Here is a 12,744-nt window from a genome sequence, read left to right on the forward strand (position 1 = left end):
GTTTACCTTCTTACGATGGAACGCAACAGGCGAAGTGCCACGGACAGTGAAGCCATGTCGTCGCGTTCGAGGCTGTTTACTTCCTCGAACATAGTCTTCGCACGATCAAGGTTAGCCGCGTTTGCCTCTTCCCACGCAGCAACACGCTCTGCAGGATCCGCAATGTCGCCATGAGCATCCAAGATGTTACCGGTCAGGTCCATGATGGTGGTGTACAGGTCATCGCGCATCGCCGCGCGAGCCAGTGCCTGCCAGCGGTCCGAACGCGGCAACATGGTGATCCGGTTCAAGAGGCTGTCCACGCCGAACAGATCGTAGAGCACGAAGTACGTCTCGGCGACCTGGACCGGGGCAACCGAAGCACGGTGCACATACTCTGCAATATCGAGCAAGGCATAGGACTCGAACTGAGTAGCCCACATGCTGGCACGCAACTCCGGAATGCCGAAGCCCAGGGCTTCGTCGCGCCATTCGTTAAAGCGAACCAGGTCGTTGCCCCGAAGGATCGATGGCAATGCCTTGCGCAGCTCGGTCACGGTGTTCTGGAACCGCGTTACGGCCTCGGTGACCAGCAGGGTCTCATCAACACGGTTAATGAACCAGCGCGTGGCCCGATCCAGCAGTCGGCGCATGTCATGGTGCTGGCGTCCCCAGTGCTTCAGGCTCGTTCCGGCTGGCTGGGCGTTGATTGCATCGAACTGTCGATCGAAGCCGTACACCTCACGCAACGCGCAGAAGACCTTGGCAATCTGGACCTCGCTAGCGCCGGTCTCTTCCATTGCGCGGAAGACATAGGTAATGCCTCCGACGTTCACAATGTCGTTGGCGATCACCGTAGCGATGATTTCCTTGCGCAGCGGGTGGCTCTCCAACTGATCGCCAAAGCGTTCCACGAGCTTCTCAGGGAAGTAGCGGCGCAGGGTTTCAGCAAAGTACGGATCGTCGGCCAAATCTGATTCTGTCAGGGCATTGGCCAATTGGATCTTGGAGTAGGCAGCCAGCACCGACAGTTCCGGCGTTGTCATCGATCCACCTGAGGAGCGGCGTTCCTCCAGCGCTGCGGTGCTTGGCAGGAATTCGAGCTCGCGGTTCAGATCCGCTGCGCTTTCCAGCCATTGCATCAGACGCTCGTAGGCAGGAGCCCACGTCAACGCGGCATGCTTTTCATTGAGCAAGAGTATGTTTTGCTCAAAGTTGGTTTTCAGAACCAGGTCTCCCACATTGTCGGTCATCGACAGCAGGAAATCAGTGCGCTCATCGGCGGTGAGATTGCCGGCGGCAATCTGGCGGTCCACGAAGATCTTGATGTTGACCTCGCGGTCCGAGGTGTCCACACCGGCCGAGTTGTCGATGGCGTCGGTGTTCAACAGGACGCCACGGCGCGCAGCTTCGATACGGCCAAGCTGGGTCATGCCGAGGTTACCGCCCTCGCCAACCACCTTGGCGCGCAGATCCTGCCCGTCGATGCGAATCGCATCGTTCGCACGGTCGCCTACCTGGCCATGGGTTTCGCTGGAGGCCTTGACGTACGTCCCGATGCCGCCGTTGTACAGGAGGTCAACCGGAGCCGACAAGATTGCCTTCAGCAATTCATTGGGGCTCATCTTGACGGTGTTCTCCGCCAAGCCCAGCACGGCACGAATCTCGGCGCTGATGGGAATCGACTTCAAGCTGCGTGAGTACACGCCGCCGCCGGCCGAGATCAGGTCCTTGTTGTAGTCTGCCCAGCTGGAGCGGGGCAGGTCATAGAGGCGTTGGCGCTCGTCAAACGCGACTTGGGCATCAGGATTCGGATCCAGGAAGATATCACGGTGATCGAAGGCAGCCACGAGCTTGACCGTTGGAGTACGACGCAAGCCGTTGCCAAACACGTCGCCAGACATGTCGCCGACACCTACCGCGGTGAACTCATCGCGCTGGGTGTCGATACCCAACTGGAAGAAGTGGCGCTTCACGGACTCCCAAGCACCGCGGGCTGTAATGCCCATGCCCTTGTGGTCGTAGCCCACGGAGCCTCCGGAGGCAAAGGCATCGCCCAGCCAATGGCCCTTTTCCGCAGAGAGCGAGTTAGCGATGTCGGAGAAGCTGGCGGTGCCCTTATCGGCGGCAACAACTAGGTACGAATCATCACCGTCACGGCGGACGATGTTTTCAGGGGGAACAATGTGCTCCCCGGTTCCGTCCGTGACCATGTTGTCCGTGAGCTGCAAGAGCGTGCGGATGAAGACCTTGTAGGCTCCCTTGCCTTCTTCCATCCAGGCAGCGCGATCTTGTGCCGGGTTCGGAAGCTGCTTGGCGTAGAAGCCGCCCTTGGCACCAGTCGGAACGATCACGGAGTTCTTGACCATCTGGGCTTTCACCAGGCCCAGGACTTCGGTGCGGAAATCTTCTCGACGGTCCGACCAGCGCAGCCCGCCTCGGGCCACGGCGCCGAAACGGAAGTGGGTTCCCTCAACACGCGGCGAATAGACCCAAAGCTCGTGCTTGGGGCGAGGGAACGGCGCGAAGTCGATCTCCTCAGGCGCAAGCTTGAAGGCCAAAGCCTGGTGGCCGGTGAAGTAATTGGTGCGCTTTGTGGCTTCGATGACCTTCACGAAACGACGAAGCAGCGTATCTGCGTCCAGAGTTGGAACAGCTTCCAAGGCCTCGGTGATCTTCGTTTTTGCCTGTTCACGGCCAGCCTCAGATGCTTCCGCGCTGAGCGCAGGATCGAAGGTCGCTTGGAACAGCTCGACGATGCTGTGCGTGACCGAGGCGTTGCCGACCAGGGTGTTGGCGATGAAGCCGGTCGAGTTCGGCACCCCGAGCTGCAAGAGGTAGTGGGCGTAGGCACGAAGCATGGCTACTTGCTGCCAGGAAAGGCCTTCACGCAGCACCAAGGCGTTGAGGCTATCGGATTCCGCCTCATTGCGTACTACGGCGCAGTAAGCTTCAGCCAGCTTGCCTTCGATGCGGCTGAATTCGATCTCCGGGTCGAATTTCAGGCCCATGTCATAGATGTAGCGCTGTCCGACGCCCTCCGGGTTCAGCTGGTAGGGACGCTCATCGACGACCTGAAGACCGAGATCCTGCAAGACCGGCAAAATACGTGACAGCAGCAGCGGCTGAGTCACGAAGATCTTCATGCGCTTGGACACTGGCGAATCTGCGTCAACCGGGGTTGGGTCGTAGAAGGATACGATCGGGCCGCTGTCAGCAGAGTCGTTCAGGCTGGAGAGCAGGTTGATGTCTTTGAGCGCGTCTTCGATCTCGAACTGAACTTTGTACGAGGCCGGGAAAGCTTCGGACCACGCGTTCGAAAGGGTATTGGCGTCGCCTAGCTCCAGGCTTGCCCGCGCGGTATCGACGATGGCGTCGGACCACGAGCGAACTGCCTTGGCAATGCGCTCTTCCAGCGCGGCGTGATCCACTGCAGGAAGCTGGCCATCGCGCTGCAGGCGCAGGCGGTAGAACAAGCGCACCAGTGCGCCGGCACCGAGCTGAGCTTCATACTCAATGGATTCCGCGACGAAGCTGTCCTTGAGTTCCTTTTCAACGCGCAGTCGCACGTCCGTCGAGAAACGATCTCGCGGCAAGAACACCATTGCCGTCACGAAGCGGCCGTAGTCGTCGGTGCGCAGGAACACGGAGGTTCGCCGGCGTTCCTGCAGGCGCAGGATGCCCAAGGCAGCCTGGGTCAGATCGTCGACGGAAATCTGGAACATCTCATCACGAGGATAGGTTTCCAGAATCGTCGTGATGTCTTTGCCCGAGTGGGAGTTCGCGGCAAATCCGGTGCTTTTCAACACGGCTTGGACCTTTTCGCGGACCACGGGTACGGTCTTGACGCTCGAGGTGTAGACGCTTGACGAGAACAGGCCGATGAAACGACGCTCGCCGTTTACCTCGCCGTTAGCGTCAAAGCTCTTGACGCCGACGTAGTCCAAGTACACGCCACGGTGCACCGTTGAGCGGGCGTTGGCCTTGGTGATGATCAGTGCGCTCTTGTCGCGAGCGGTAATGCGACCGCGCTTGGTCAGGTGCTGTGGCCCCTGCGTTTCCAATTCGCGCATGAGTCCCAGGCCGCTGCCGGCGCGTGCTACCAGGACATCTTCGCCATTGACGGATTCAAGGTCATATTCTCGGTAGCCAAGGAAGGTGAATTGTCCGTCCGCCATCCAGTCCAGCAATTCCGCAGCTTGGGGAAGCTCGGCAATCTGCTCTGCATGCGCGGTCTGCGGCAAGGTACGTGCGATGTCCTTGGCGCGGTCGAGCATTGACGGCCAGTCCTTGACGGCAATGCGCACATCGCCCAGGACACTGTACAGGCGATCTACGAATTCCTCCGCCTGTTCGTCGCTCAGCTCGCGTGCAAGCTCAACAGAAATCCACGATTCAACGTGAGTTTCGGTTCCTGCAGAAATGAGCGTGCTCAGATCCGACAGGGCCGCGGTGTCGCCGCTTGCCACGTGCTGCAGACCGGCGTGGCTGATCTTCACGATCTCGCCCGTCTCGGCTTTGCGGGAAACCACGAACGTTGGGTGCACTACCAGCTGGATCGGTGAATTAAGCCGCACCAATGCCGCGGTGACCGAGTCAACCAAGAACGGCATGTCATCGGTGACAATGTGCACCACCGAGATTCCGTTGTTTCGCGTAATCGCGACGTTGGGGCTTTCCGCTTCGCGTTCGTAGCCGATTTCTAGGTGTGCAGCCACGCGGGACTCGAGTTCGTCTGGCCGGTAGGCCGCCACGTCCTCGGTCGCAATTTGGCTATAGTACTCGCTCACCAATTTTGGGGTGAGAGTCGCATCCATGAATGATTCTGACATGCTGGATTCCGACGAGTTCAACTGAACGCCTCCAAGAACAAAGTTCGATGGACCCGCGCCGTTGCGGGTCACTAGTCTAGTCAACCCTACCCGTTTTTTACGCCTTCAGTTCATGCCGACTTGCTAAAACGACGACTAACCCGTTTCTTGGGTAGATTCGAAGATTTTATGCCTGCCAAGGAACGTATTTCCATACGCAATGAACTTCTGGGAGCTATCTCGAGTAAAGGGCTCCCTGCTAACACTGACGCACTGCATACCGCGCTGTCATTAGGCAGAAAGCCAACGACGTCGTGCATCGGACCAAAGCGATCCCAAGCTTCGATAAGTCTGCGCTTCGGGCTTCTTCCGCTACGGGAAACGCTGACTCTGTTGAAGATGATTTTCGGTTGTAGATCAGCATGGGATTCTTCAAGTTCATCAATAGCTCGAAGGGCTCGTGGAATGCCGACGCTATCTGATTGCACCACCATGAAAATGTCATCCGAGCAGCCCAGCATCTCAACCGTCACGGCATTGCGTTGCGGTGCTTGGGTATCGAAACTTAACTGCTCATCCAATGCGATATGCGGTGCGACGTCCAAGACAACCAAATCGTAATGGTCCTTGAACGCCAGAGTCGCTCGACGCAGTGCGGACGGCCTGACTTCTGGCCAACGGCTGGATCGGGGAATCCCGGTGCCCACCCGGATGGTTGTGTCCCCTACTTGGACAAGCGAGCACGCTGCATTGAGGCGGCTAATGTCGGCGCTTCCGGAATCCATGATGCGACAAATTTGCGCTACGGACGCTGACTCATCCATCAGGCCAAGTTGAATAGAGATCGACGCAGCGTACGTGTCGGCATCCAGCAAGACAACGGATCTGCCTGCAGCCGCTGCCTCGACGGCAAAGTTCAGAGCCACTGTGCTGCGTCCTGGAGACCCCGGAGCACTCCAGAAGGAAACTATCCTCCCCTTGTCCCTTGGTTCGAGATCTGTCGTCTCCCGATCATCCTTTTCCGGGCTCCCTTCTGGCAGTTTCAGGGATCGAACGGTTGCCGTGATTCGTTGTTCCAAGTCGGACATCGCGATATCGGCCGGAAGCTGCAGCACCTCGGGCATCGGACTGATAGCAGCTGAGCCATCGAGCAAATATACAACCGCGGTGCCCTGACTCAACAGTTCATCAACCTGTTCCATGAGGGGAAATTGTTGAGCATCGGCGATCAGAAGCACCTCCGCGCCAGCCGTTAGACAGGCTGCAACCGCTTCTGCGATTTCGGAACAGACTCTGGTGACGATCAGTTCGCCTTGATAGCTCTCAATTTGGCGAACCATGGATTCCTGTTCACCCAACAGGACTACGGAGATACTCATTATTCGGCTCCAGCAGGGTTGTAAATCACGATAATCCGGGATTCATTTGCCAGTGCTTGCAACAGGGGTTCCAGCTGGTTCGGCTCCACCAAGAGTTCGAGATTGGTGCCTCGCCGGTTGACTAGTCCGCCTCCACTTTCGACACGCGCTGCGACCTCGACCATCGAGGAGAGCTTTTCCGGGACACCGTATGCGCTTCCGCCTGACTCGCGTTTAGCGATCCATACGTCAACGAAGCTTCCCGGTCCGATGGATGAAGTTAGGTCCGCTGGCAGTTCGACATTGATGGGTCGACGCGATCCAAGTTCGCTATGCGTCACCGAGGTTACCGGGATTAATTCCCCTGCGCTGATGAAGGTGTTGGCTCGCGCCAGCTCATCCATGCCTGATTCCGGGTGGAGGTATCGACCGGCCGTCTCGCCGAGCTGAACCTCTTGAGTTTTCATGTTCTCCGACGTGAGCTGCTCGCCGAGGGTGATGTTGGAGCGGGCCACATATACGGTGGTTGTTTCATGCATTTCCCCGACGAGGTACATGGTTCCGGCCACTGATGCGACAACGAGGACCGTGCCCAGTGCCAAGCGTGGATCCTTCCATCCTGGACGCCTGATTCTCGCAGCTTTTGCCGCTTGTGCCCCTTGGACGCCTTGCTCACTCATCGAGGCCCATCCTTCCACCGGGAATTGTGCTTATGGATGGTGAGCCTACGACAAGTTACTCCGGTAGAAAAGACCCGTTTACTAGGTGTGGATTAATTTAGCGCCGTCGCGACGACCCAGCCAATGGATCCCAGCGGAATCATCAGCTGCGCCGATGGCTCGCTGGAACGCACATACTCATCACGCTGGTGCGTTGAAATGACCAGAAAATCCTTGGCAGCCTGGCCCAAAGTTCCTTCCGCAATCGGTAGCCCATGAATTCCGTAGATTTGGCAGCGGGACCTGTCCCTCAGCATTCCGCGGATGACCGCCGAAAATCTAATTGCCCTACCTTGTGTACTGCTTGCAGCAGCCGGTCTAGTGGCGGCAGGCAAGGCAATGGATTCGACGGCTTGATATCGAATAACCCATTGGGACAGGTCTGTTTCCAGGCAAAAGTAATCTTCAGCGCAAGGACCCAGCCGCGCGCGGATCTCTGTATGGCCGGCCAGCTTGACTGAAAGTTCGCACCCGTGAAATCGCGACAAACTTCCACTCAGTTCAGCAGTCGCCCGCTCAATCCGAGTATTCTCAGCGATTTCGTCTCGCAGTTGAGCGCGGCCTTGTTCAGCAAGTTGAGCCTCAAGATCGTCAAAGAGTGAATCCCAGCGCATGTGCCAACTGTACGAGACAAATTCTTGTTCCAACAGGTCTTCACAAAAACACTTCTAAGTGTCATTATCTTTATCAAATAGCACCAAATACTATGAAACGATATCTAAGGAAGTGTTTTCGATAATGAAGATGCGCACACAGATCACGCTCGTCCTCTTCTCGAGCGCGTGCTTCGTCGTCATTTATGTGGGAATAAGTTCAATCCTCGATTTTGCCTCCACGGCAAAGTCCGGCGTGGAACCGGCAGAGTACATCAAATTCTTGGCCAGCATTTCGGCCTTTTTCCTCGCTGCCTTGCTAGCCGTACGCGTAGCAGCAGCAAAGGCGCTAGCCTGGGCGGCACAGCATGAGCACCGACGGGTCCTCAGGTTTTTCCATTGGATTGCGCCGCGGTTCACCCGGCGGATCCTCAGCTCCATCGTTGGCACTTCGATTGCGCTCTCTGCCACCGTGGCCGCAAACGCCGGTGGAACAATTCCGGAGGCTGGCCTTCAGAACGCATATACCGCTGACAGCGGGAGCTTGCCAGGGGCAACAGAGGCAACTCAGCAAACCGTCCCCAGCGCCCAATGGTTTCCCGAGCAGGTCTCCGTGCAGCTAGACCGGCTGGTCTCTTCAAGTGCCCAGCCGAAGCAGGAACCTCGAAGAACCACCACTGAGGTGGTCGTGGCCCAAGGCGAGAACTTATGGAGCATCTCCGCAACGCACCTCGGCGCGCAGGCGACGGCAGAGGAGATTTCCGTTTATTGGCCACAGATCTACCAAGCCAATCGCCAAGCCATTGGTCCGGATCCCAACCACTTGGAGGTCGGAACGGTTCTCGTCCTTCCCCCAGCCGAATAACTGGCACCACATCCCACGCATCACCTAGTCAAGGAGTCATCGTCATGAGTACCATCACCATCAGCGCACGTTCCACGGCAGCTCTCCCTGTCCCCCGTTCCACGGAATGGACTTCCCGCGAATCATCCGGGCCTGGGGCACCCTGCGAAGCCCCAGCACACCTGCGAAGGGCGTTGGACCACATATTTCATCGTTCGGAGGTTTGCCGTTCAGAGCACCGGGCCATCGTGGAAATAACCCATTCCGTGGCGCGTGCAGTTTTCGAAATAGTTGCCGGGTACCGAAGCGTGAGCCAGCTGGCCTTTGTCATGGAACCAAGTTGCATCGCCAAGCTACAGCGCCGAGCTCTGCTGGAGACGGCGCAATATACCCTGGAACCTGTGCCCGGCACCGCGCACGGCCAAATACTCTCGTTGCATTTGGACCGCTGCCTGTCCGGCAGCTGGGAGTGCACCGCCATCCTCGGCTTTAAAAACCGCGTCCGTGCCGTGGCTCTCAAAATTGAGCCATGGCACGGACGCTGGCAAGTCACCGACGTGGAACTAATCTAATTCCGCTTGGCCTTCTTTTTCTTCTTCGTATTGGTTGCCTGTGCACGCGTGGTGCTGGCTTCACCATCTTCGTCCGGCCCGGTGAACTGGAGGTTCTTCGGCTTCGCGGATTCATCGATCACTGGAGCGTCAGCGGCAGCTGCCGAGCCCGATGGAATGTCCAGGTTGAACAGCGCGCCAATGCTTTCTTCGCGGATGCCTTCCATCATGGTCTGGAACATCGTGAAGCCCTCGCGCTGGTATTCCACCAGCGGGTCACGCTGCGCCATGGCACGCAAGCCAATGCCTTCCTTGAGGTAGTCCATCTCATACAGGTGCTCTTGCCACTTGCGCCCGATCGTGGACAGTACAACGCGCCGTTCGAGATCACGCATGGTGGATGAACCAACCAGCTTCTCGCGCTCCTCGTACTGGTACTTAGCATCAGAATGGATCTCGCGCTCCAGGAACTGCGCCGAAAGGTGGCCCACGCCGCCGGCTTCCTCTACAACTTCATCGAGCGTGATGCCAATCGGGTACAGCTGCTTGAGGTTGGTCCAAAGCTGCTTGAGCTCCCACTCGTCCGGGTTGCCTACCTGCGTCGCTTCCAAGACCATGGCCTTGACGACGTCCTCCAGGAAGTGTCCGACCTTCTCTTCCAGGTCGCCGCCTTCCAGGATGGCGCGGCGGTCCGCGTAGATCGCTTCGCGCTGGCGGTTCATCACGTCATCGTATTTCAGCACGTTTTTGCGCTGTTCCGCGTTGACGCCTTCCACCTGGGCCTGGGCCGACTCGATGGCTCGGGAAACCATCTTGGACTCCAGCGCCACGTCTTCTGGCATCGAAGGATTGTTCATGATGCGCTCGGCCATGCCGGAATTAAAGCGGCGCATCAGGTCATCGGTCATCGACAGGTAGAAGCGGGACTCGCCCGGGTCGCCCTGGCGGCCAGCACGACCACGCAGCTGGTTATCGATTCGGCGTGATTCGTGACGCTCGGTGCCAAGGACATACAGGCCGCCAAGCTCGGCGACCTCCTTGGCTTCCTTGGCTACGGTTTCCTTGGCCTTGGCAAAGACTTCGTCCCAGACCTTGTTGTACTCTTCCGGGTTGTTCTCCGCGTTCAGACCGCGGCGCTCCATCTCGGCCACTGCCAGGAATTCTGCGTTGCCACCGAGCATGATGTCAGTACCGCGACCAGCCATGTTGGTCGAAACGGTCACGCCGTTCTTCCGGCCGGCCATGGCGACAACGGCAGCTTCGCGGGCGTGCTGCTTGGCGTTCAGCACTTCGTGGCGGATGCCCTTCTTCGAGAGCAGCCGCGAGAGGTATTCGCTCTTCTCCACGCTGGTGGTACCCACCAGGATGGGCTGGCCGGTAGCGTGGCGTTCAGCGATGTCTTCGACGACCGCGTTGAACTTTGCGACTTCGTTCTTGTAGATGTAGTCGGACTGGTCCTTGCGAATTGCCGGCTTGTTCGTCGGGATTTCCACAACGCCCAATTTGTAGGTGCCCATGAACTCGGCAGCCTCAGTCTGCGCGGTACCGGTCATGCCAGAGATCTTCTCGTACATGCGGAAGTAGTTCTGCAAGGTGATCGTGGCCAACGTCTGGTTTTCGGCCTTGATGGTCACGCTTTCCTTGGCTTCAATAGCCTGGTGCATGCCTTCGGAGTAGCGGCGTCCCTGCAGGGCACGGCCGGTGTGCTCATCAACGATCATGACTTCGCCGTTGACTACAACGTAGTCCTTGTCCTTCTTGAACAGTTCCTTGGCCTTGATGGCATTATTCAGGAAACCGATCAGTGGGGTGTTATTGGCTTCGTAGAGGTTATCGATGCCCAGGTAATCCTCGACCTTTTCGATACCGGCTTCGAGCACGCCAATTGTGCGCTTCTTTTCGTCGACCTCATAGTCGTCCTCGCGCTTGAGGCGGGAGACAATCTTGGAGAATTCGGTGTACCAGCGATTGACATCGCCGGAGGCCTGGCCCGAGATAATCAACGGAGTACGGGCTTCATCGATCAGAATCGAGTCGACCTCATCGACAATGACGAAGTTGTGGCCGCGCTGGACCAGTTCATCCTTGCTCCACGCCATATTGTCGCGCAGGTAGTCGAAACCGAACTCGTTGTTCGTGCCATAAGTAATATCATCTTCGTACTGCTTGCGGCGCTCATCCGGCTTCATATTTGCCAGGATGCAACCGCAGCTCAGGCCCAGGAAACGGAACACTCGGCCCATCAGGTCGGACTGGTACTGGGCCAGGAAGTCGTTGGTGGTAACCACGTGCACGCCCTTGCCGGTGAGGGCGTTGAGGTAGGCCGGTGCGGTGGCAACCAGGGTCTTACCTTCACCGGTGCGCATTTCAGCGATGTTGCCCAGATGCAACGCTGCGCCACCCATGAGCTGGACGTCGAAGTGGCGCATGCCCAAAACGCGGTCGGAAGCCTCGCGGACCACGGCAAACGCTTCGGGGAGCAGATCATCGAGAGTCTCGCCGTTAGCCAAACGTTCGCGGAACTTGTCGGTTTCGCCCTTGAGCTCTTCGTCTGAAAGTTCGCGAATTTCGACTTCCAACGTATTGATCGTGTCGGCGTACTTACGAAGAGTTTTTAGAGTCTTCTTGTCGCCGGTACGCAAAATACGTTCTAGCAATGATGCCACGTGGTAGCTCCCAATATCTCAAGCACAGTATTTTCTGGCGTCTTTAGTCTACGTGAGGAATTCTGCGCATCTGGCAAATCCTCGCCGTTGAGTACTGCTCTTCTAGCGAACAACAATTTGATGGACAGCCTGTTCACAGCCCAACTTGCACTGCATCAAGCCCCAGCCAGCCGGCCATGCGTTCCAACTCGGCAAGCAGTGGCGGGTGGGCTTCAGTTTCCCAGCCACGTTCAAAATGCACACTTTTGGCGTGCAGCACCCCTCGGGCCCGATCCGCTTTCAAATCCACACGACCCACAAATTCATCGCCGTAGAGGACTGGAAAGACATAATAACCGTAGCGCCGCTTGTGCTCAGGGACATAAATTTCAATCCGATACTCGAAGTTGAAGAAGCGTTCCAAGCGTCGTCGATTAAAAACCATGGAATCAAACGGCGATAGCAGCCGCAGGTCAGGTTCGATCTTGCGCGGAATCTTGGTTCCCAGCACCATGTAACAAGGTTCGGCTAGTCCAGATACCTGCACCTGTTCAATTCTCCCGGCCGCTGCCTGATGCGCAAGCGCCGATTTGACGTCTCTAATGGGCAAGCGGAAATATTCAGCGACGCAGTGTGCTGTTGCAATTCCTTGAGCCGCCAGCGAGCGGTCGATCAATCGTTCAAGCGCTGCTTGGCGATGCAGTCCGTCGATCTCCAGAGGCTTTCCAAGAACGTCGTGGGCCAGTGCATACCGGCGTTCGAATTGCGAGTTCCTGCCGAGCGTGAGGATCTTGGCCCGTGCGAAGAGTGATTCCGTGACGTATTTGGTGTCGTTCCAGTTCCAGCCCCAATGCTCCTTGGAGGAGGCCGGCGCAACGTCCAATGCCGAGCTAATTTCTCGGGCGCTGGACCCGGGATTTGCCGCAAGGTAGTCCATTACCCGATGGGATAAATCCTGCTGTTCATCGGTGAACCCATCGGACTTGTCAATCCACGTGCGTCGTTGCCACAGGCGCAGATCCGGGACGAGTTCAGAACTCACCACCGAAGCCTCATGAGCCCAATATTCGGTCAAGGGGCCTCCGGGAGTCGATAGGACTTTGTCCAGGCTGCCGATGTCGTAGGCTCCCAGCCTTGCGAAGACCGGCATGTAATGCGCTCGGCGTACCACGTTGACTGAGTCTATTTGCAGTTGCGAGATCGCTTGGACGGTGCTGACCATTTTCCGGGCAGTAACTGCTTGT

8 protein-coding genes are annotated in these 12,744 nt (G+C 57.6%); 2 read left to right on the plus strand and 6 right to left on the minus strand.

What is annotated here, in order from left to right:
* Positions 1-2: 2 nt before the first annotated feature.
* From AOZ07_RS10750 to AOZ07_RS18820, 4 genes are all read right to left on the minus strand, one after another.
* Positions 3-4,811 (minus strand): NAD-glutamate dehydrogenase, encoded by a 4,809-nt coding sequence (locus AOZ07_RS10750; RefSeq protein WP_060703418.1) that lies wholly within the window; start codon positions 4,809-4,811, stop codon positions 3-5.
* A 110-nt stretch (positions 4,812-4,921) separates the two neighbouring features.
* Positions 4,922-6,169: a CpaE/TadZ family protein gene (locus AOZ07_RS10755; protein WP_060701994.1), complete on the minus strand. Its 1,248-nt coding sequence runs from the start codon at positions 6,167-6,169 to the stop codon at positions 4,922-4,924.
* Complete coding sequence (locus tag AOZ07_RS10760) at positions 6,169-6,828, minus strand: hypothetical protein (protein WP_171918568.1); 660 nt, start codon at positions 6,826-6,828, stop codon at positions 6,169-6,171. The genes AOZ07_RS10755 and AOZ07_RS10760 overlap by 1 nt, the downstream gene beginning before the upstream one ends.
* Before the next feature lie 92 nt (positions 6,829-6,920).
* Positions 6,921-7,481, minus strand: coding sequence for a hypothetical protein (locus AOZ07_RS18820; RefSeq protein ID WP_194943643.1), 561 nt, complete (start codon positions 7,479-7,481; stop codon positions 6,921-6,923).
* Positions 7,482-7,605: 124 nt separating this feature from the next.
* Here AOZ07_RS18820 and AOZ07_RS10765 point away from each other — a divergent pair, with 124 nt between their 5' ends.
* Both AOZ07_RS10765 and AOZ07_RS18825 read left to right on the plus strand, forming a co-directional pair.
* Entirely contained in the window at positions 7,606-8,325 is a 720-nt protein-coding gene (locus AOZ07_RS10765) for a LysM peptidoglycan-binding domain-containing protein (RefSeq protein WP_060701996.1), read from the plus strand.
* Between the two features lie 44 nt (positions 8,326-8,369).
* Positions 8,370-8,876 (plus strand): Rv3235 family protein, encoded by a 507-nt coding sequence (locus AOZ07_RS18825; protein ID WP_194943644.1) that lies wholly within the window; start codon positions 8,370-8,372, stop codon positions 8,874-8,876.
* Here the strand turns inward: AOZ07_RS18825 and secA are convergent.
* Positions 8,873-11,521: a preprotein translocase subunit SecA gene (secA, locus tag AOZ07_RS10775; RefSeq protein ID WP_060701998.1), complete on the minus strand. Its 2,649-nt coding sequence runs from the start codon at positions 11,519-11,521 to the stop codon at positions 8,873-8,875. The genes AOZ07_RS18825 and secA overlap by 4 nt on opposite strands.
* A gap of 133 nt (positions 11,522-11,654) precedes the next feature.
* Positions 11,655-12,722: a winged helix-turn-helix domain-containing protein gene (locus AOZ07_RS10780; RefSeq protein ID WP_060701999.1), complete on the minus strand. Its 1,068-nt coding sequence runs from the start codon at positions 12,720-12,722 to the stop codon at positions 11,655-11,657.
* Positions 12,723-12,744 lie beyond the last annotated feature (22 nt).

The organism is Glutamicibacter halophytocola, assembly GCF_001302565.1.
GTDB classification, from domain to species: Bacteria; Actinomycetota; Actinomycetes; order Actinomycetales; family Micrococcaceae; genus Glutamicibacter; species Glutamicibacter halophytocola.